Here is a 19849-nt window from a genome sequence, read left to right as displayed (position 1 = left end):
ATCAAAGTTATGAATTTATTTTTCTTACTAATCTCTCCATTTCTCACGTTTTTTATGGGATATGGGAATGGTGAAGCTGCTGCGTCAGCAAATCCCGTCACCTGGATAGGAATTGATTACACCCAGGCCAAATTTGTAGGTGCTGACGGGTTTACTGATCCGGCTGATCTGCCGAGGTTTCTGCTGGCCTGGAATGATTTTGTCATCACTGAGCCGGATAAATATGATGTGAAAAAGGCATTGGGCAGCACTGATGTGAACATAGATTTGACTTATACCTATGAAAAAAACGAGGCCATTGATACCAAAGCGATGGTACAGGAGGAAGACCACCAGTTGACACAGCAAGAAGCTGAAGCGGTGGCTAAATCCTATGAGCTGTCTGAGGTAGAAGGTACGGTAGCTTTGTTGGTTGCTGAGTGTTATAACAAGAAGCTGACCAGAGGCTCACACTGGTTAATCCTTATGGATGCCCAGAGTTCTGAAATACTCTCAGCCGAGCGTTTTGTGGAAAAGCCAGGTGGGTTTGGGCTGAGAAATTACTGGGCACGCACCATTTACGAACTGCTCAAGAGCAAGGGGAAGTCCATAAAGTAAGTTGATAGACAAGTAGGTAGGTGCTTTTACAAAAGAGAAGCGGGGCGCAGGTAAAGGGTTTATATGAAAAAAATAGTTGTGATAGGGGCTGGGCCTGCCGGTACGGTAGCGGCCAGTTACCTTGCCAAAAAAGGCTACCCGGTGCTTGTGCTGGAAAAAGAAGGGTTTCCCCGTTTTGTTATTGGTGAAAGCCTGCTGCCTAAGTGCATGGAGTCCTTGGAAGAAGCTGGCCTGATGCCTTCATTACTCAATAAGGACTACCAAAAGAAACTGGGAGCTTCCTATTATAATAGGGAAAACCAAAGCTGTACCTTCCTGTTTAGCCAGCAATTTTCCAAATCCTGGGATTGGACCTGGAATGTGCAGCGGGTTAAATTTGATCAGGATCTGGTAGATGCCGCGCAGGCTAATGGTGTGCGATTTGAATTTGGCAGTACCGTGACAGCAGTGAAAATTGACGGTGACAGCAGGATCGTCACTTACCAATCTGATACAGGTGCGATTGCCACAATAGATGCTGCTTTTGTCATCGATGCGAGTGGGTATGGGAGAGTGTTACCAAGGTTGTTTGAGCTGGACAAGCCATCAATCCAAAAGCCTAGAGGTGCTGTTTTTGCGCATTTTGTGGATCAGAAGCGGTCAGGACGGGAGGGAGATGATATTTTTATTTATCCCTTTGACGATAAGAATTCCTGGATTTGGGCTATTCCTTTTTCCGATGGCACTGCCAGTGTGGGTTTGGTCTCTGATACTGAGCAGACTCAGGTTTTTGCCGCTGATGACTTTAAGGAATATTTGAAATTCGTTCAAAACTTTCCTTTACTCCATGGCAGGTTTGCTGAGGCAGCCTATCAGCGGTCCCCTGCTATGATATTGGGATATTCCGTGGGAGTGAAGCAGATGTACGGAGAGGGCTATGTGCTCTGCGGCAACTCCACCGAATTTCTGGATCCTGTATTCTCATCGGGTGTCACCCTTGCTACGGTCTCAGGCTTGCTAGCAGCTAAGTTTGTAGAAAAGGAATTAAATGGAGAAACCGTAGATTGGCAAAAGGACTATGAGGATGAAATGAAGTATGGTATTGAGGTGTTCAGATCCTATGTGGATGGCTGGTATAATGGCGAACTACAGACTATCTTCTTCAATCCTAAAATAAATCCGTTGATCAAGAGGCAGATTTGTTCGGTACTCGCAGGCCATGTTTGGGACCTGGAAAATCCCTTTGTCAAAAAACATAAAACCATTTTAGCCACATTGGCAAAAGTGATTCAGATCGAGAATAGAACGGATGAAAGCGTGGAATTGCAGTGAGTAGTGAGTTAGTCAAGATCCAAGAATTAAGAAACAAGAGTCAAGAATCAAGAGCTAGGCTACCCCAACGGGGGTATGAGTAAGGATTGAGGTTGTTGGAAGATGCTTATGGATATGTCCCATCGGGACATTTGGTCGGTAGAAATAGATGGTGGGTTCGTTAGGAGCGTTCCATCGGAACGCTTGGTGGTATAAATTCCACAGCGGATTATGTAATTGAAGGATTGTGTTTGGGATAGCTAGGTTTTGGTTTTTGTTTACAGTTTTCATAAGCCGTTCGTGTGACACGAACGGGGGCGAAGAGAATCAAGGATTAAGTATCAAGTAGCTAGAGTCAAGATCGCTTTTTGATCGCCATCAACGTGTTGCTTGAGTCTTTGGACTCGGAGAGGATTTTCAACTGCAACTGGTTGTCAGCGGCCCAGTTTTCGATAAAGGCCAAGTCAAAAAATGAAAGTTCATCGGCTACTTTGTTGAATTTTATCCATCTGGTGCTCCATTTCTCAGACTTGAGCGTCCACTTGTGTTTTTCAGAATCACTGATCAAACCATCTTTAATGATCAGAATCCCGTCCTTGTTCAATCCATTGAGACAGTTTTGTAATATCAGAATCCTTTGTTCAGCGCTAAGGTAGTGCAGCACATCCGTCAGGATAACTGCGTCAGCTGATTCAACCTTGGACTTGGTGATATCCTCTGTAAAGAATTGCTGACTTTCCGTGTTCAAGTAGTGATTTGCTGCGGTCGCTACCTTATTCTCATCGTAGTCAATACCGATAATCTTCCGCTTTGGATTTTTTAAGTGGAGGAAATAACACAGAAACCCATTGCCACATCCCAGATCATAAATTTTCTCCTTGTCGATGAGTTCTTGATGAATTAGCCCATAATTGTGCTTCTCATACCTGTATTTTATTCTAAAATACCATTCCAAAACCGGGCCTTTGTATAGGTATCCATAGTATAGGGGGACATATAAATAATCGGCATCTTCCCGCTCTTGGGTGAATCTGGCATGCTCAGCTTTGTAATATTTCGTGATGTTTTTTGCTCGCTGCCTATAGCCTTCTCCAAATCCGGAGTCTGTGGGAGCTATTCGAGGGAGGATTTTCATGTTCAGATAGCCGCTCTTTACGTAATAATCACCTTTGGGCAAGCAATAATGTAAGCCATGAAGAAGTACCGGAGTGATATCGAGTTGCAGTACCTCACTTAGGTAAAATGCACCTTTGTGAAAGCGCGTCATTTGTCCATCAGGAGAACGGTGGCTTTCCGGGAATACCAGAACCGAATACCCATCGGACACTATTTCCTTAATTTTTTCCAGATTATCCTCTAGAGGCTGAAATGCTGGGATATAGTCGGCAAACCGGATGAATCTGCCGAAAATAGGAGAGTTGTAAACCCAAGGACCGACCAAAAATGTGATTTTCGGATGTTGCATCGCAATGTACAGGATGTCCAAAAACGAACTGTGATTTGCGATGATGATGGATGGTTTGCTGAAATCCAACAATTCAAAGTCATAGTATCTCTTCTTGACAAACACCATGAATTTCAGCAGGCTCCAGGTGAAAAACCGGATTAGCCGATGGACAAACAGCTTTTTGCTTTTTTCTTTCCAGAAGGGAATAATCCGCACGGTCATAGTGAACACAGTACTGATAAGACAGCCGGCGAAGAAAAAGGAGAAAGCCAACACGCTCATAGTCAGTTCCAACAGGGTATAGGGGGGCTTCCCTTGATTTGTCCGTCTGGTGATAAGCGTTTTATACAAAAAGGGCTGTACCACAAAGCTCAACACCACAATGGTACTGATCCCTATCACGCTGACCGCAGCTATAGACCGAATGGCTGGATGCTGTCCAAAAAACAATACCCCAGTGCCGATAATCGTGCTGATCGAAGAAAGTAAAATCCCAGCTTTGTTAGTGGCAAGTGCGTTCCTGCCATACTTGTATTTAGTTTGGAGCCCGTCGGTGATGAAAATGGCGAAATCATCTCCCAGCCCGAAGATGATCGTGGCGATCATGATATTGATAAAGTTGAACTTAATGTCAAGTAGTGCGGAAAGGCCCAAGATCCATACCCAACTCAAGGCCATGGGCAGGAAAGAGATCAAGGTCAGTTCCAACCGACCATACACCAGCAGCATGGTGAAAAAAACCAAAGCGCTGGCAATGATAAGCAATAAATTAAAGTCCTTCTTGACTTCACCTACCAGGGATTCAGCTACACTTTCCCCATCGACGATAAAAGTGCCGGGAATAGCTGAGATAGTTTCTTTCCATAATGGGTAGTCCTCCTTGTCAAAAACCAAAGTGGTGAGTATGCTGGTGTTTTGATCTTGTATTATCAGTTTTTGGAGGCTTTCAAACTGGCTCGCAAATTCGAAGGTGTTAACCGGTTCAGGAGCTGTTTGTACCTTCCGGATAAAAGGCAAAAATGCCTTTGAACTGTAACCTAGCGAATCTGCAATTGAAAGAAATGAGTCTGTAAAAGTCTCTTCTCTTTGCTTCCAGAAGCTTGTCCACGCATCAGCTTTTTGCTCTATTTCGTTGGCTGGCAAAAGGAATGAACCTATAGAGCTTACTTCCAACCTATTTTTACCCTCATGATTAGTTAGTGTTTTGAAAAGTAGCCTGTTTTGTTCTGCGGCTTCATTTTCTGTAGCCCCATGAGAAACCACGGTAATTCTTTTCTCTCTATCAGGATTGATGTTTTGATGGGAAATTTCTTTCTTTTTGAGCTCTTGCGGATAAAAATTGAGTTTGGAAAGGTCGTTTTCAAAACCTACATCATTTGTGCGGAAAGCTAGGAAAACAGTTGCCGATAAGACCACGAAAAGAACCCATTTAGGCTGTTTGTCACCTTCAGAGTTAAATTTTTCTACTAAAAGATCTAGCCTTTCACTGCCGCTTTTCTGCACTTGCCCACCCATAAGCTGAATCAGGTGGGGCAACAATAGCAGGATAAAAAGCAACGTAAATAACAAGCTCAATCCCGTGAATATCCCGAAATCCCTGAGCGCTTCAGAATTGGCGAAAGTGAGGGAGAAAAACGCAATGATCGTGGTGATACTGCTGATCATCAAAGGGAAGGCGATGCTGTTCCGGGTTTTGACAGCGTCCTTTTCCTGGCTCAGATGAGAGAAGAAATGGAAGGAATAATCCACCACTATACCCATGATGACTGCGCTGGCACTGAGAGCCAAAGCCGAAATCCCATCAGCAAAGCCATAAATCAAGGTGATGGATGCGGCGATTCCAAAAGTACCAGGAAGTATAAAAAACAGGATAGCGGAAAGTCTGCGGTAATAGAAGTAAAGCAAGCCTATGATAAAGAGTAGTGCAAGCGTCACTGTTAGAATAATGTCACGCTTAATCTGTTTGGCGTTGGCTGATACTATAGCGAAGGAGCCAAAGTAATCTAAGACAGGATGGCTGGAATCTTGGTTCCAACTGTAAGTAAATGCAGAAAGTCGCTCTTCCAAAGCCTGTACTTGGCTTACGTCCTTAGTGTCTATAGTTAAGGTGCCGTTGATCAATAACCGTGTACCATCATTGGAGATAAACAGGCCCTCTGTGGCAAGTAAATTTTGGAGAGATAGACCTTGTGAAAGGTTTTTATAGGCTAACTGCCCAAAATGCAGCGGGTCATTGGCTATGTTTTGCCCCATTCCAAATCCCCGGGCATTGCTTAAAGACTCCTTGTTTTTGGTTAAGGTTTTTACGATTTGCTTCCGCCCAATGAGGCTGTCAATAATATCATAATCGTTTTCCTCCAAAAACATATAAATATGATCCTGTACAAAGGAATTGAAAATGTCAACCTCTATATCAGAGCGGAACTGTAGGTCTGTAAGTTGATCTCCAAAGTCTTCTTCCAATCGTTTGACCAATGCGTTCGCCACACTGTCGATAAGGTAGGTGTCATTTTGAAGTCCCTGTATATCTAGGGAGAGAAACAGGGTGCGCTCTCCTTTTTCGATTACCGGTTTGACGACATCCATGTCCAGGGTGTTGGGAATGGATTTGTTCAGGTTTTCCCGGATATCCAGATTCATCGCACTGTATGCCCCAGCAAGAATTACGAGTATGAATAGAAGTAGGGGTAGGTACTTTGTCATTTGAGGCATAAAAATCCATCAACGAAAGACGTGGTTTTCTAATGCAATATTACAATCTCCCTGCCGGACTTTATTAAATCTATCTCAAATAATAGTTTATTCTAAGTGTTTCGCCGCTTGAAAACAGCTAAATATCCTAGTTTTGTTATTTACAAGCTATAGGGATATGAAAGAAAATCTGCCGGGCGACTATCAGCGGCTAGAGGATATCAAGAGATACTTTAATGGAGAAAGCGAGTATGTATTGACAGACGTTCAACTTGAACGAACACTGCGCTCTTTTCTTTTTTTAAGCGAATTTTCCCAAAACAAGGTCATCTATGGGATTAATACTGGTTTTGGCCCTATGGCCCAATACAGAATCGGGGAAGAGGATTTGACAGATCTTCAGTATAATCTGATCCGGAGCCATGCAAATGGGGCCGGGGATTTCCTTTCCCCTCAGGCTACCAAGATTATCATGATCTGCAGATTAAATACCTTGGCTTTAGGGTTTTCAGGTACTAGCCCGGATGTATTGAACACGCTCGCTGCCTACATAGCCCGTGGGATTTATCCTGTGATACCCCAACACGGTGGAGTAGGGGCAAGTGGCGACCTGGTTCAGCTTGCACATTTGGCACTGGGCCTGATAGGGGAGGGGAATGCCTACTATCGAAATCAACTGGTACCCACCTCAGAAGCACTACACGCCACAGGGCTGAAGCCTGCTAGTTTAAAGCTTCGGGACGGTCTTTCTCTGATCAATGGCACCTCCTGTATGAGTGGGTTGGCTGCTATTAATCTGATCCATTCATCCACACTGATATATTTCAGCATACTTACCTCATCGGTGATGAATGAGTTGACGGCTTCCTATACGGATTCATTCAGTGAAGAGCTGAACGGAACCAAGTTGCATAGAGGCCAGCAATTCGTGGCTCAAAAGATGCGTGAAATCCTGGCCGATGGCAATGTGCTTAAGAACAGGAAGGATCATCTCTTCAATGAGAATTACATTGATGGACAGGAGTTTTTCTCGGAGAAAATACAGGAATATTACTCACTTAGGTGCGTTCCTCAGATCATCGGGCCTATTTACGACACCTTTGTGAATGCCAGGGAAATAGTGGAAGAAGAAATCAATTCGGCCAACGACAATCCTATAGTCTGTACAGAGACAGAGAATGTATATCATGGAGGTAATTTTCATGGAGATTATATTTCCTTTGAAATGGACAAGCTGAAGATCGCTGTGACAAAACTGAGCATGCTGATGGAGCGCCAGATCAATTACCTGATGAATGATAGATTAAACAATAAATTCCCCGCTTTCCTGAATATGGGCAAGTTGGGCTTTAATTTTGGGCTACAAGGAATGCAGTTCACGGCAGTAAGTACTACAGCCGAAAATCAATCCTTGAGTTCTTCCGTATATATCCACTCTATTCCGAATAACGGAGATAACCAGGATATAGTGAGTATGGGTACCAACTCGGCCTTGATGGCGGAGCGGGTAATAGATAATACATTTGAAGTGTTGGCCGTACAGTTGGTGGCGATTGCCCAGGCAATTGATATAGATCAGAGCTATGATAAGCTATCCTCTGCCTCCAAGAAACTATATGATTTTGTGAGGGAGAAAGCAGCACCAATAAAAGAGGATAAACCCAATTATGAGGTGTTGGCCGAGTTGAAGGCTAAGTTATTACAAAGCAAAGAAGGAGTATAAATGAGAGATTGTTGTTTGATCACTGGAGCATCCAGAGGTATAGGTAGGACTATTGCCGTCACCTTGGCCCAGGATTATGGGTTTCATATATTGGTGAATTACTCCGGCAATGAAGCTGCAGCCCAGGACACCTTGGCAGCGATTCAGGCCATTGGAGGTACAGCTGAATTACTTCGCTTTCGGGTACAGGAGTATGATGAGACCTCCTCTGCCATAGCAGACTGGATTAAATCAAATCCTGAATCACAGATCAAAGTGCTGGTAAACAACGCAGGGATTACAAAAGACAATCTATTGGTCTTTATGGAAAAGGATGATTTTGATTCTGTGGTAGATGTCAATTTGCGCGGAACCTATAACGTGACAAAAGCGGTGATCAATCACATGGTTAGAAAGAGGTATGGACGGATAATCAATATTGCTTCCCTTGCCGGAGTGAAAGGAGTGCCGGGTCAGACTAACTATTCAGCATCTAAAGGTGGGATGATTGCTTTTACCAAGTCTTTGGCACAAGAGGTCGCCAAGCGTAAAATCACAGTAAATGCCGTTGCTCCGGGATTTATTACCACGGATATGACCAAGGATCTACCAGAGGATGAACTTAGAAAGCTGATACCGATGAATAGATTCGGTACTCCAGATGAAGTGGCCGGTACAGTATCCTTTTTGGTGTCTGAGAAGGCCGCTTACATCACTGGGGAAACCATCAATATAAACGGAGGGATTTCATGAAAAGGGTAGTGATCACAGGCATGGGGATTTATTCCTGCATAGGCAAGAATCTGGAAGAGGTACTGCATTCCCTGCAAAATGGAGTGAGTGGGATTTCCATTGATCCTTCCCGCGAAGGATTAGGTTTTCGTTCCAGACTGGCAGGAATGGTAGAAGAGCCAGATTTGAAAGCTGTGTTGAATAGAAAACAACGCAATACGCTGAGTGAAGAGGCTAAATATGCGGTAGTTGCCACTGAAGAAGCTTTGGCAATGGCGGGTTTGGATAATTCATTCTTCGAGCAGCACGAAGCAGGAGTGATTTATGGTAATGATTCATCTGCAAAAGCTGTCATAGAGTCTGTGGATACTATCCGGGAGAAAAAGGATACGACTCTGGTGGGGTCAGGGTCCATTTTCCAATCTATGAATAGTACGGTCACAATGAACCTGGCGACGATCTATAAACTTCGCGGAATCAATTATACCGTCAGTGCTGCTTGTGCATCGGGTTCGCATGCCATAGGTATGGGATACCAGCTGATCAAAGCCGGATTGCAGGATATGATTATCGTGGGTGGTGCCCAGGAAGTGAACCCTATGGCATTTGGAAGTTTTGATGGTTTGGGCGTGTTTTCTATCCGTGAGGATGACCCTAAAGCATCTTGCCGTCCTTTTGACCGGGACAGGGATGGACTAGTGGCAAGCGGTGGGGCGGCGACATTGATTATTGAGAGTTATGAATCCGCAATAGCAAGAGGTGCCAGTATTTTGGCGGAGTTGGTTGGCTATGGTTTTTCATCCAATGGTGAGCATATTTCCAATCCCAATGTGGATGGACAGGTTCGCTCTATCCGGATGGCTTTGAAAGCTGCAGATCTGACCGCTGATAAAATTGATTATGTGAATGCGCATGCCACTTCCACTCCGGTGGGGGACCGTTTTGAGGGGATGGCGCTTCATGAGGTATTTGGATCCAAAACCCCGATTAGCTCTACCAAGTCTATGACAGGCCATGAATGCTGGATGGCTGGGGCGAGTGAGATCGTTTATTGCTTGCTGATGATGCGGCATGACTTCATCGCACCCAACATTAATTTCGAAAATCCAGATGAAGTTTCTGCCAAACTTAATATTATTGCACATTCAAAGAAGGCTGAATTAGCGCATGTAGTTTCCAATTCCTTTGGTTTTGGGGGGACAAATTCAACTTTAATATTAAAGAAGTATGACGAAGGATAAGGTAATAGAGCGGATAAATAATTTTCTGGTAGAGGAATTTGAAGTGGATGAAAGCGTCATCGAACCTTCTGCAAGCCTGCAGGATACCTTGGAACTAGACAGCTTGGATTACGTGGATCTTGTAGTGGTGATCGAGGATAATTTTGGATTTAAAGTGACCGGAGAGGATTTTAAATCGGTGAAGACTTATCAGGATTTTTACGATCTGATTTTTGAAAAAGTGAGTGCAACCTAATGGCTTCGTGGACAGGTAGAAGCAGGGGGAATGTACTTGGGTATAAAATAGTAGTGTATTCCCTCCGTGTTTTTGGGCTGTCCAAAACTTATTTTTTACTCAGGGCAATATCCTATTATTATTACCTCTTTGCAGGAGAACCTAAGAAACACATTCTCCGCTTTTATCAAGATCGATTGGGTTTTTCCAGAAGGAAGGCGAAAGCCTTATGTAAAGAAAATTTCTATCTGCTGGCGCAGAGTATTCTGGATAAGATCGCCTTGGCTATGGACTTGGGAAAGGAGATTTACTATACGCAGCAGGGAGAGGATCAGCTCATTCGCATGGCGAAATCAGGACAAGGCGGTTTTGTCTTTTCAGCCCATCTGGGTAATTGGGATATTGCGGGAAATCTGCTCCAGAATCTGGATGTGCCGCTGAATGTGCTGATGTATGAAAATGAAGAGGAAAAAATCAATGGTTTTCTTCAGCGTATTGGATCAAAGCCCAATTTCAACATCATTCCTATTAAAGAGGATATGTCCCATTTGGTGAAAATCTACAAGCACTATAAACAAAAGGAACTTATATGTATCAATGCAGACCGTTTTTTGCCGGGAGCGAAAACCATCACCGCTGATTTTCTGAATGGCACCGCTCACTTTCCAGAAGGCCCATTCTCCATAGTAAATAAGCTTAAAGCGGAATATACTTTCATATTTGCGGTGAAGAGTAGTAAATTTGGTTATAAGTTCAGTGCTACCAAGTCCCAAAAAGCCGATGGACAGATCCACGGGATTGTGACGGATTATGTAAGCGTTCTGGAGGAAAAAGTAAAACAATTTCCCGCACAGTGGTTTAATTACTACGATTTCTTCCAAAACCCATCCTAATGTATTCAGCTCAAGAATTAGAAAATATACCTGTACATACGCTGATTCCACAGCGGGAACCTATTATGATGATCAGTCGGGTGACAGCATATACAGGGAAGCAAATACAAACTGAACTCGATCTTATTGAGGAAAATATCTTTCTTGGCAAAGTTGGGTTTTCAGAATCCGGAATGCTGGAGAATATAGCCCAAAGTGCCGCTGCGATAGTAGGTTTGGAGGCTCGGAATGTGGGAAAGGAGGTGCCTTTGGGATTTATCGGAGGGATCACTAAAGTGAAAGTTTATGACTTCGCTCCAGCATCTTGTACCATACATACGCAGGTGGAGATCCTGCAGGAAGTATTTAATATTACACTGATCAAAGGCAAAATATTCCACTTGGAAAATTTGTTGCTGGAATGTGAAATGAAAATTGTAATCAATCCGTGAAATCGAGCCTGCCTACGGGGTCTTTAGGCGGGCAGGATGCAAGCGACACGCAGCCGGATGATTATAAATCCTACGACCTGCTGGCAGGCAGGTGTGGCCTTTGAAAAACAGTTATAAACACATGAAATATATAGAAGACGAGATTCTGGTCAATATCCGATTTTCAGAAGTAGATTCATTGGGGATCGTTTGGCATGGGAATTACCTGAAATTTTTTGAGGACGGCAGAGAGAATCTTGGTCTTAAATACGGGATGTCCTATCAGGATCTATATGAACATAAGCTGATCTTGCCCATAGTGGACACCCAGATGAAGTTCAAATCTGTGTTAAAATTTGGCCACGTGGCCCGTTTGGTGACCAGGCTCCAGTACAGTCAGGCAGCAAAGGTTATCTATCATTATACAGTATATAATGAGACTACCCAAAAACTAGCTGCGGTAGGTGAGACTACACAGGTATTTGTCAATGAAGAGATGGAACTTCAGCTGAATACTCCTCCTGTTTTCGAAAAGTGGAAGTCTGAGCAAGCATGGCTGGAAAAGTAGAAGTCTTTTTAGGTGGTGAAAACATCATCTCTCCGTTGGGTTGGGGTATTGAAGAGACCTTTACCAACGCCAAACTCGGTAAGACTGGTCTCCAAGCTTTGGATCAGCCGTTTCCCGGTGTTTCCGAACTTTTTGCGGCTAAGTTTGAAATGTCTTGCTTTTCTACGGATTCACCTATTTCTGAGCTGGCAGAGGAATGTTGGAGGGGGAGCTGGGAAGAGTTATACCTTACAAATCAGCTTGAGGAGCGCTGGCTATTTGTCTTGAGCACCACCAAGGGTGATGTGGCACAGTTGAAGTCGGGGGATTTATCCCGGGCCAATCCGCATACACTGATGAAAAATATCCAGATAGGATTGCCTTTTTCCAGTGAAGGAGTCGTGATTTCCTGTGCGTGTATTTCGGGCATATCTGCTGTAATCTATGCCGCGGATAAAATATCCGCAGGTCAGGTGGACCATGCTCTGGTGTTGGGAGTGGATGTGTTAAGTGAGTTTACCACCAAGGGCTTTGAGTCATTTTTCGCATTGGACAGTGGGCAGTGCAAACCTTTTGATAAAAACAGGAAGGGGCTAAACCTGGGTGAGGCAGCTGCCAGTCTGGTGCTTTCAAGGGATCGGGATATTTTCAAAACACGGCCTGTAAAATACCTCTCAGGAGCCACCAGCAATGACGCAAACCATATTTCCGGGCCGTCCAGGACGGGTGAGGGCCTTTACAGGGCAGTAGAAAAAGCCCTGAAGTTTAGTGCTAAGCAGAGGAAGGATGTAGGCTTTATTTCGGCTCATGGTACAGGTACTCTATTCAACGACGCGATGGAAGCCGAGGCCTTTGCCCGTTCAGGAATGGAAAATGCCTTCATAAACAGTTTCAAAGGATACTTTGGTCACACCTTAGGGGCAAGTGGCCTGGTGGAGATAGCCATGACCTTACAGAGTCTGGGGCAGAACCTGCTGGTAAAAACCCTGGGCTGCGAGAATCCAGAGGAGAAAACCGGACTTAACATTTTGATGGAAAACACTGAAATGGAGGTACGGGTGGCGATGAAAACCGCTTCTGGTTTTGGAGGGTGCAATGCGGCGGTTTTAATCGAAAAAGTGTAAGCTATGCCGGTAAAAACAATATCTTCCTGCATCGTTGAAAATGGCACTGTTTCCGTAAACGGGGCGGAGGTGTTTTCCAGCGAAAACAGAGATACTGCCATGTTTCTGAAGGAGGCTTTTAAGGAATTGCGGCTTTCTTATCCCAAGTTCTATAAGATGGATAAGTTGTGCCAGTTGGCATTTGTAGGCGCAGAGTTTCTATTGAAAGCAGTGGAGGAGAAATTCGACGATGATGAAGTTGCCCTGTGTTTTTTCTGTGGGCAGTCGAGTCTGGACACCGACTTTCGGCATCAGCAATTGATCAATGAGGGAGTTAATGTAAGCCCGGCCATCTTTGTTTATACCTTACCGAATATTATGCTGGGAGAAATAGCCATCAGAAATAAATGGTACGGGGAAAATCTGCTTATTTTGAAGCCTGAATTTAATTTTGAAAGCTGGGCGAATGAAGCTGATGTGTTAATCGCAAGCGGCAAAGCTAACTATTGTCTGGGAGGATGGGCGGATGTATTTCAGGAGAACTATCAGCTTCAGCTTTATTTGGTCGAGGCTACAGGAAGTATAATGTCATTAATGTCAATATAGAAATGAGTTTACAGGAAGAAATAAAAATCCAGCTGATAGAGCAGTTAAATCTGGAAGATTTGACACCGGGGGATATTACTGATGATCAACCGCTCTTCGGAGATGCCGGTATCGGTCTGGATTCTATAGATGCCTTGGAGATTATCGTAATGTTGGACAATCACTTCGGGGTGGTGCTGGAGAGTCCTGAACAAGGCAGGGAAGTTTTCAAATCGGTAAATTCACTCGCTAACTTTATAGAAAAAAGCAGGGCTTGACAGCAGTAAACATTACAGGATTAGGAGTGGTAAGCGCTTTGGGTATAGGCACAAAGCACCACAGCAACCAACTCAGGTCAGGGGTGGTGGGCATAAGCCAATACCAAGTAGATCAGAGCGTTCTGTATGCCGGAAAAGTAAAATTTTCCAATCTCCAATTGGCTGCATTGTGCGAAGTGCCATTCTCGCCCTACGTATCCAGAACCGGCTGGCTTGGGTTACTAGCCGCAAAGGAAGCTTTGGGCAACTTAGCGTTTGATTTTAAAATCCCGGCAGCTTTCATCAATGGCACCACAGTAGGTGGTATGGATCTGAGCGAGCAGTACTTTAAAGCTATTAGCAGAGGAGAGCTCGGGGATCCCGCACTTTTTCAAATGCACGATCTGGGTGCAAATACCGATTTTATAGCCAGTAATTTAATGCGATTTGACGATGTCAATACCATTTCCACAGCCTGTTCCTCTGCCGCTAACGCGATTTTGCTGGGGGCTCAGCTGATCAGTTCCGGGGAATACCACCGGGTCTTGGTAGGGGGGACTGATGCGCTGTGCAACTTTACCGTCGAGGGGTTTAAGTCCCTGATGGTGTATGATTCCGAATTGTGCCAACCATTTGATATCAATCGACGGGGCTTGAACCTGGGAGAGGGGGCAGCTTACCTGCTACTGGAAAGTGACGAGGGGATAAAGGAAAGTGGCAATTCATGTATCGCAAGAATATCAGGATGGGCAAACCGTAATGATGCCTTTCACAACACAGGGACCTCACCCGAGGGAATAGGTGCGCAGAAAGCCATGAATGCAGCGCTGGAGGTAGCCCAAATTCTTCCTTCAGAAATTACCTATATTAATGCCCATGGCACCGGCACTCCAACCAATGATTCTTCAGAATTAGCTGCTATGGAGACAGTTTTCGGTAAGCATCTTCCGGACTTTAGCTCTACCAAAGGAGCAACTGGCCATACCCTGGCTGCCTCGGGAGCTATAGAAGCAGTGATTTCAATTAATAGCTTACTAGAAAACTGTGCCTTTGGTACCGCCGGTTTAAGTGATCCCATGACTTCTTCAGAGTCACTGTTGGCAAATCCAAAATCAAAAGAAATGCAATATGTTATGTCAAATTCTTTTGGTTTTGGAGGGAATTCCACTTCGTTGATTTTCTCCAAAGTTCAATGAACAGATTATATATTCGTCAAGCGGTTTCAATTTCTGCCCAAGGTTTTTGGGAAGGATTTTCCTTGCAGGATTTGAGAGACGATTTGTTGGGTTTTAAAGCGGCTGATGCCGACTACAAAACGGTGATCCCGGCCTCACCACTGCGAAGAATGTCCAAAATCACCAAGATGTCGCTGCTTTGTGGCCTGTCGATTTCGAGAGATCCAGCAGTGGATTGGGATGCGATTATTGTGGGAACCGGGCTTGGCAATTTAGCCGATACTGAGAAGTTTTTAATGAATAGTCTCTCCCAAACTGGATTGGTTTCGCCTACCGCTTTTACGCAGTCCAGTCACAATACACTTTCCGGGCAACTTGCTTTGCAACTGAAAAACCATGGTTATAACATGACCCATGTTCAGCGGAACTTTTCATTTGAAAATGCGCTGAAAGACGCGGCTCTTCAATTCAAGTTTGGTGCGAACAATATTTTACTGGGTGCCGCAGATGAGCACATTCCCTTACTTGATAGCTTGGCTAAAGATGCGGGCTATTCAGATGAGGAGATTTCTGTATTTGGTGAAGGGGCGTCCTTTTTTCACTTAGGTGAAGAAAGGTCTAGTAATGTTTTTGTCCAGGATATTTCTTCACAATCATCTGCAAATAACCCTTTGAATGCATTGGATGAGTTTCTTCACAAAAATCAGGTGGACAAGGATTGTTGTCTGGTGATTTCCACTGGTGATAAGCTTCATGGAACCACTATGCAGCAGAGATCAATGACAAGTTTGGCAGGGAAATACATGACTTCTTCAGGTTTGGCAATGCATTTGGGATGTTCTTTCCTGGCGAAGAAAGAATTCAGACAGGTAGTAATCGTGAATAACAGCTCAACCAAAGGATTGGGACTAATACTGCTTTCTCATGAATAAATTGCACGTAATTCTGATGATTGCCCTTGTAGTGGCTGTAGGGATTTTGCTGACTCCTATTTCAGATTTATACGTTTTGGTTTTAGTAGTTGGAGTTCTGGTCTTTTTCGGTGCTATGTCGCTTTGGATGGGGGCTCAGTTTTTCCTCAATTCTATCCCTAGAACAAGTGCAGGTAATGTGTTGTTGAGTTTTGATGACGGACCCGATCCGGTGAATACACCTTTGGTCTTGGATATTCTGAAAAAACATAACGTAACTGCGCTATTCTTTCTGATTGGCAAAAAGGTGAAAGGAAATGAAGCACTCATCAGCAGAATCCATGAGGAAGGTCATTTACTGGGCAGCCATTCGTTTAGTCATGCTCCCACCATGGGATTTTGGAACAGAGAAAGAACAACAACCGATATAGCCGAAGGGCATGCTGAACTGCTGAAAATCATCCCTCAAGCTGGAAATCTGTACAGACCTCCCTTCGGAGTGACGAATCCCGCAATAGCTTACGCAATCAAAAAATGCGGATTGCGATCGGTGGGCTGGACTGTAAGAAGTTTTGATACGATACGGAAGGAGCCTGCAAAAATGCTAAATAGCCTCAAACGCAGCGTAAAAGGATCGGATATTGTACTGATGCACGATACGCAGCCCCACACCTTATCGATCTTAGACCCACTGATCGTGGAGCTGAAAAAAAGAAAATTGACCTTGAAAGCTGAATTGAATTAAATGCGCTTGACTATCTCTATCCTATTGATGTTTGTACTTTCAGTGGTTGCCTTTGGCCAACAAGCGGGGGCTGATTTTGCGCTCAGGCTACAGAAGCATTATGAGTCAGTAAAAACTATTTCATCTGACTTTACGCAACTGAAGCAAAGTCCGCTTTTTGATGAACCATTGGACTCCAAAGGCCTTTTTTACTTTGATAGGCCGGACAAAATCCGCTGGGAACAGCAAGAGCCAAGTTCCACCTACTTCGTGATCAACAAGGATCAAGTCATACAGTTTGACGGTGAGTCAGTGAAAAAATCCACAGGATTGAACATGCAGATGAGTATTTTCCGGCAGTTTATACTGAGCACCATAGATGGGTCTATTTTAAATGATAAGGCATTCGAAAAGGATTTTCAGCCAAGAAATGGTAAGATGTATATCACTTTGATACCTTTAGATAAGCGCCTGGCTAAGCGATTGCAAAAAATCGAGTTGAAATTTGACGAAAAATCCCTGCTTCTAGATCAGCTGAAAATGTATGAGAACGCAGATGATTTTACAGAAATCACTTTTACCGATCAGAAAGTAAATGCTCAGATACCACCTGCAATTTTTCGATAAATGAAGCAATCCGTACTAGATCAAACCCTCGATATTTCCATCCATTCACAAGGAGCATCTGAGTCTGTTTTGGTGGTGAAAATCCAGGTGCAAAGTCCAGTGTTTGAAGGGCATTTTCCAAGCAATCCTATTCTGCCAGGTGTCATCATGGTGGAGGCGGTGAGGGCTTCTTTGGGCAGACTTTTTCAAAAAGAGTTTCAGCTTAAGACAGCGTTGAACATCAAATTCCTTGCCGTGCTTAACCCTATGGAATATGCGGAAGTACAACTGGCGATCAGGCATTCTGAAGTGGAGGAGGGGCTGAAAGTCGATGCAAATCTCACTAGAGGAGATACTGTGTTCTTTAAAATGAAAGGTATATACCAGAGCATTTGATGAAGAAGAGAATCTGTATCATCATTCCCACCTATAACAATGCCGGGACACTTCGTACAGTGCTATCTGAAGTGTTGGTGGTCAGTAAGGATCTGTTGGTGGTCAATGACGGCTCCACGGATGAAACAGAGGATATTCTTAAGGGATTTCCAGGACTGGACTACCTCAGTTTTCCTGCAAATCAGGGGAAAGGGATGGCCTTAAGAAAAGGATTTGAACATGCATACCACCAAGGGTTTGATTATGCGATCACCTTGGATTCGGACGGGCAGCATGAGCCTGGGAATATATTGGATCTACTGGCTCAGCTTGAGCATCTGGAAGAGGAAACTGTGCTGATGGGCTCCAGGAATATGAGACAAGATGGTATTCCCAAGAAAAGTAGTTTTGGGAACAGCTTCAGTAATTTTTGGTTTTGGGTGGACACAGGAATCAAACTATCAGATACCCAAACTGGATTTAGAGCTTACCCCCTCGCAGCTATTTCGGAGAAAAAATGGTTTACCCGAAAGTTTGAATTTGAAATAGAGGTAATTGTGCGGCTGGCATGGGAGGGCATACCTGTGAGGGAAGTGCCTGTGCGTGTGAATTATCCGGAAGATCGGGTCAGCCATTTCAGACCTTTTACTGATTTTGCCAGGATATCGGTTTTGAATACAGTTTTATTTGTATTGGCCTTGGTTTATTATGCTCCAAAGCGCTTGTTTTTCACCAAAGGGGAGCGAAACATTTTCACCCAGATCCGAAGGGAGTTTCAGAGGCATCAGGATGATCCTATCCACATGGCCGGTTCGGTTGGTTTGGGATTGTTTTTCGGGGTTTTCCCCATCTGGGGTTTCCAGATGATAGCAGCATTTTTCGTGGCAAGTTTATTGAAATTGAACCGTGTATTGGTACTTACCTTTTCCAATATTAGTTTGCCACCGTTGATTCCGGTGATCATTCTTTCGAGTTATTTTTTTGGGAGTTTCTTCGTGAAGGAGAAAGTGCTGATCCCTGATTTTGCCGAGATCACGATGGAAACGATTTATCTTCAACTCCACCAATATCTGGTCGGGGCTGTGATTTTATCGTGTGTGCTAGCGGTGGTTGGTTTTTGTTTCACGTATTTGCTGATGAAGATCAGGGGGAAGTGAGCTGGGCTTGATCTCGTCTGCCTTGGACTTGGCTTATGAAAACTTTTATGCATTTGGCATTCACTAATTGGAATGAAACCGTAAGTTAGCTTCTGATTCTATTGTAGCTAGCTTATAAGAAGCTAAATAAAGAAGGAGTCCTTCGTCTCCTTTGTGCAACTAATAGGGGAAGCAAGACTTCCCCAACTTCACCAAAACCAAACAACTATATGACTACAAAAAGAGTGTTTTTTACCGGAGGATCTGGGAAAGCAGGAAAACATGTAATTCCATACCTTCTTGATCAGGGTCATCGAGTGTTGAATGTGGATCTTAAACCTCTAGATCATCCAGGTGTGGATAATTTAGTGGCTGATATCACGGATTCCGGCCAGATGTTCAATGCGATGAGTTCCTACGCTGGTTTGGATGAGTTGGAAGCAGGAAATGGTGTTCCCAAGTTTGATGCAGTGGTACACTTCGCAGCGGTGCCTAGGATTCTGATCAATCCTGACAATGAGACTTTCAGGGTGAATACCATGGGGACATATAATGTCATAGAAGCGGCTGTGAAGTTTGGTGTCAGGAAAGTCATTATTGCTTCTTCGGAAACCACCTATGGGGTTTGTTTCTCAGATGGAAAGACGAATCCTCAATCCCTTCCATTGGAGGAAGATTATGATGTGGATCCTATGGATAGTTATGGTTTGTCAAAGGTGGTAAATGAGAGAACGGCCTGTAGTTTTCAACGAAGGTCTGGCATTGACATCTATGCTTTGCGTATAGGGAATGTGATAGAGCCACATGAATATGCTGAACTTTTCCCCCACTATCTCAATAATCCTGTGGTACGGCGTAGAAATGCTTTCAATTATATGGACGCGCGGGATTTGGGACAGATTGTGGATTTGTGTTTGAAAAAGGATGGTTTGGGCTATCAGGTTTTTAATGCGGCAAACGATCAAAATGGAGCAGTTATCCCTAGCAGGGAGCTGGCAGACAGGTTTTTTCCGGGAGTGCCCCTGACTCGTGAGCTAGGAGAGTATGAAGGCTTATTTTCTAATCGAAAAATCCGAGAAGTGTTGGGATTTAAAGAACAGCATCCATGGCGGAGATACTTGGATTGGAAGTGAGGCCATTTGTGTTGGAATCAAGGCATATCATAATGATTTCAAAACACTAACTAAAGGTAATAGACAATGGTGAAAAATAT

General features: G+C 44.0%; 20 protein-coding genes. 19 read left to right on the top strand and 1 reads right to left on the bottom strand.

From position 1 onward, the window contains the following. The first annotated feature begins 9 nt into the window (after positions 1 to 9). On the top strand, positions 10 to 597 hold the full coding sequence (locus LZF95_RS17490) for a hypothetical protein (RefSeq protein ID WP_233756321.1): 588 nt from the start codon (positions 10 to 12) through the stop codon (positions 595 to 597). A gap of 63 nt (positions 598 to 660) precedes the next feature. After that, entirely contained in the window at positions 661 to 1908 is a 1248-nt protein-coding gene (locus LZF95_RS17485) for an NAD(P)/FAD-dependent oxidoreductase (RefSeq protein WP_233756320.1), read from the top strand. Positions 1909 to 2242: 334 nt separating this feature from the next. Here LZF95_RS17485 and LZF95_RS17480 read toward each other — a convergent pair whose 3' ends face one another. Further along, positions 2243 to 6037, bottom strand: a complete 3795-nt coding sequence (locus LZF95_RS17480; protein WP_233756319.1) for a trifunctional MMPL family transporter/lysophospholipid acyltransferase/class I SAM-dependent methyltransferase — start codon at positions 6035 to 6037, stop codon at positions 2243 to 2245. A gap of 166 nt (positions 6038 to 6203) precedes the next feature. Here LZF95_RS17480 and hutH point away from each other — a divergent pair, with 166 nt between their 5' ends. The 17 genes from hutH to LZF95_RS17395 all read left to right on the top strand — a co-directional run bounded on the left by hutH (position 6204) and on the right by LZF95_RS17395 (position 19769). Beyond that, positions 6204 to 7748, top strand: a complete 1545-nt coding sequence (hutH, locus tag LZF95_RS17475) for a histidine ammonia-lyase (RefSeq protein WP_233756318.1) — start codon at positions 6204 to 6206, stop codon at positions 7746 to 7748. Then, entirely contained in the window at positions 7749 to 8480 is a 732-nt protein-coding gene (gene fabG / locus LZF95_RS17470) for a 3-oxoacyl-ACP reductase FabG (protein WP_233756317.1), read from the top strand. Then, positions 8477 to 9700, top strand: a complete 1224-nt coding sequence (locus tag LZF95_RS17465; RefSeq protein ID WP_233756316.1) for a beta-ketoacyl synthase — start codon at positions 8477 to 8479, stop codon at positions 9698 to 9700. The genes fabG and LZF95_RS17465 overlap by 4 nt, the downstream gene beginning before the upstream one ends. After that, positions 9687 to 9935, top strand: a complete 249-nt coding sequence (locus LZF95_RS17460) for an acyl carrier protein (protein WP_233756315.1) — start codon at positions 9687 to 9689, stop codon at positions 9933 to 9935. The genes LZF95_RS17465 and LZF95_RS17460 overlap by 14 nt, the downstream gene beginning before the upstream one ends. Continuing rightward, entirely contained in the window at positions 9935 to 10807 is an 873-nt protein-coding gene (locus LZF95_RS17455) for a lipid A biosynthesis acyltransferase (protein ID WP_233756314.1), read from the top strand. The genes LZF95_RS17460 and LZF95_RS17455 overlap by 1 nt, the downstream gene beginning before the upstream one ends. Further along, positions 10807 to 11238, top strand: coding sequence for a hypothetical protein (locus tag LZF95_RS17450; protein ID WP_233756313.1), 432 nt, complete (start codon positions 10807 to 10809; stop codon positions 11236 to 11238). Before LZF95_RS17455 ends, LZF95_RS17450 begins: the two co-directional genes overlap by 1 nt. 121 nt (positions 11239 to 11359) lie before the next feature. Next, positions 11360 to 11785, top strand: coding sequence for a thioesterase family protein (locus LZF95_RS17445; protein WP_233756312.1), 426 nt, complete (start codon positions 11360 to 11362; stop codon positions 11783 to 11785). Next, positions 11770 to 12888 carry a beta-ketoacyl synthase N-terminal-like domain-containing protein gene (locus tag LZF95_RS17440; RefSeq protein WP_233756311.1) on the top strand — a complete coding sequence of 373 codons (1119 nt, stop codon included), beginning with the start codon at positions 11770 to 11772 and terminating at the stop codon, positions 12886 to 12888. Before LZF95_RS17445 ends, LZF95_RS17440 begins: the two co-directional genes overlap by 16 nt. Positions 12889 to 12891: 3 nt before the next feature. Then, positions 12892 to 13473, top strand: a complete 582-nt coding sequence (locus LZF95_RS17435; RefSeq protein WP_233756310.1) for a hypothetical protein — start codon at positions 12892 to 12894, stop codon at positions 13471 to 13473. A gap of 2 nt (positions 13474 to 13475) precedes the next feature. After that, on the top strand, positions 13476 to 13730 hold the full coding sequence (locus LZF95_RS17430; RefSeq protein WP_233756309.1) for a phosphopantetheine-binding protein: 255 nt from the start codon (positions 13476 to 13478) through the stop codon (positions 13728 to 13730). Beyond that, the gene (locus LZF95_RS17425) at positions 13727 to 14905 is read left to right on the top strand and encodes a beta-ketoacyl-[acyl-carrier-protein] synthase family protein (protein WP_233756308.1); all 1179 of its coding nucleotides are present in this window, start codon (positions 13727 to 13729) and stop codon (positions 14903 to 14905) included. The genes LZF95_RS17430 and LZF95_RS17425 overlap by 4 nt, the downstream gene beginning before the upstream one ends. Next, on the top strand, positions 14902 to 15816 hold the full coding sequence (locus LZF95_RS17420; RefSeq protein ID WP_233756307.1) for a beta-ketoacyl synthase chain length factor: 915 nt from the start codon (positions 14902 to 14904) through the stop codon (positions 15814 to 15816). The genes LZF95_RS17425 and LZF95_RS17420 overlap by 4 nt, the downstream gene beginning before the upstream one ends. Then, entirely contained in the window at positions 15809 to 16540 is a 732-nt protein-coding gene (locus tag LZF95_RS17415; protein ID WP_233756306.1) for a polysaccharide deacetylase family protein, read from the top strand. The genes LZF95_RS17420 and LZF95_RS17415 overlap by 8 nt, the downstream gene beginning before the upstream one ends. Then, positions 16541 to 17146, top strand: a complete 606-nt coding sequence (locus tag LZF95_RS17410; RefSeq protein WP_233756305.1) for an outer membrane lipoprotein carrier protein LolA — start codon at positions 16541 to 16543, stop codon at positions 17144 to 17146. Further along, positions 17147 to 17521, top strand: a complete 375-nt coding sequence (locus LZF95_RS17405; protein WP_233756304.1) for a hypothetical protein — start codon at positions 17147 to 17149, stop codon at positions 17519 to 17521. Further along, entirely contained in the window at positions 17521 to 18657 is a 1137-nt protein-coding gene (locus tag LZF95_RS17400) for a DUF2062 domain-containing protein (protein ID WP_233756303.1), read from the top strand. Before LZF95_RS17405 ends, LZF95_RS17400 begins: the two co-directional genes overlap by 1 nt. Before the next feature lie 209 nt (positions 18658 to 18866). After that, the gene (locus tag LZF95_RS17395) at positions 18867 to 19769 is read left to right on the top strand and encodes an NAD(P)-dependent oxidoreductase (RefSeq protein WP_233756302.1); all 903 of its coding nucleotides are present in this window, start codon (positions 18867 to 18869) and stop codon (positions 19767 to 19769) included. Positions 19770 to 19849 lie beyond the last annotated feature (80 nt).

The organism is Algoriphagus sp. AGSA1, from assembly GCF_021390545.1.
Taxonomy (GTDB): Bacteria; Bacteroidota; Bacteroidia; order Cytophagales; family Cyclobacteriaceae; genus Algoriphagus.
Note: the sequence above shows the minus strand (reverse complement) of the source record. Positions and strands in the feature narration are given on the sequence as shown.

Bases quoted from the DNA above. Each gene is read 5' to 3' on its own strand.
- LZF95_RS17395 (WP_233756302.1), top strand. From the start codon at position 18,867: ATGACTACAAAAAGAGTGTTTTTTACCGGAGGATCTGGGAAAGCAGGA.
- LZF95_RS17440 (WP_233756311.1), top strand. From the start codon at position 11,770: ATGGCTGGAAAAGTAGAAGTCTTTTTAGGTGGTGAAAACATCATCTCT.
- LZF95_RS17485 (WP_233756320.1), top strand. From the start codon at position 661: ATGAAAAAAATAGTTGTGATAGGGGCTGGGCCTGCCGGTACGGTAGCG.
- LZF95_RS17465 (WP_233756316.1), top strand. From the start codon at position 8,477: ATGAAAAGGGTAGTGATCACAGGCATGGGGATTTATTCCTGCATAGGC.
- LZF95_RS17435 (WP_233756310.1), top strand. From the start codon at position 12,892: ATGCCGGTAAAAACAATATCTTCCTGCATCGTTGAAAATGGCACTGTT.
- fabG (WP_233756317.1), top strand. From the start codon at position 7,749: ATGAGAGATTGTTGTTTGATCACTGGAGCATCCAGAGGTATAGGTAGG.
- hutH (WP_233756318.1), top strand. From the start codon at position 6,204: ATGAAAGAAAATCTGCCGGGCGACTATCAGCGGCTAGAGGATATCAAG.
- LZF95_RS17415 (WP_233756306.1), top strand. From the start codon at position 15,809: ATGAATAAATTGCACGTAATTCTGATGATTGCCCTTGTAGTGGCTGTA.
- LZF95_RS17480 (WP_233756319.1), bottom strand. From the start codon at position 6,037: ATGACAAAGTACCTACCCCTACTTCTATTCATACTCGTAATTCTTGCT.
- LZF95_RS17455 (WP_233756314.1), top strand. From the start codon at position 9,935: ATGGCTTCGTGGACAGGTAGAAGCAGGGGGAATGTACTTGGGTATAAA.
- LZF95_RS17430 (WP_233756309.1), top strand. From the start codon at position 13,476: ATGAGTTTACAGGAAGAAATAAAAATCCAGCTGATAGAGCAGTTAAAT.
- LZF95_RS17420 (WP_233756307.1), top strand. From the start codon at position 14,902: ATGAACAGATTATATATTCGTCAAGCGGTTTCAATTTCTGCCCAAGGT.
- LZF95_RS17400 (WP_233756303.1), top strand. From the start codon at position 17,521: ATGAAGAAGAGAATCTGTATCATCATTCCCACCTATAACAATGCCGGG.
- LZF95_RS17410 (WP_233756305.1), top strand. From the start codon at position 16,541: ATGCGCTTGACTATCTCTATCCTATTGATGTTTGTACTTTCAGTGGTT.
- LZF95_RS17450 (WP_233756313.1), top strand. From the start codon at position 10,807: ATGTATTCAGCTCAAGAATTAGAAAATATACCTGTACATACGCTGATT.
- LZF95_RS17405 (WP_233756304.1), top strand. From the start codon at position 17,147: ATGAAGCAATCCGTACTAGATCAAACCCTCGATATTTCCATCCATTCA.
- LZF95_RS17445 (WP_233756312.1), top strand. From the start codon at position 11,360: ATGAAATATATAGAAGACGAGATTCTGGTCAATATCCGATTTTCAGAA.
- LZF95_RS17490 (WP_233756321.1), top strand. From the start codon at position 10: ATGAATTTATTTTTCTTACTAATCTCTCCATTTCTCACGTTTTTTATG.
- LZF95_RS17460 (WP_233756315.1), top strand. From the start codon at position 9,687: ATGACGAAGGATAAGGTAATAGAGCGGATAAATAATTTTCTGGTAGAG.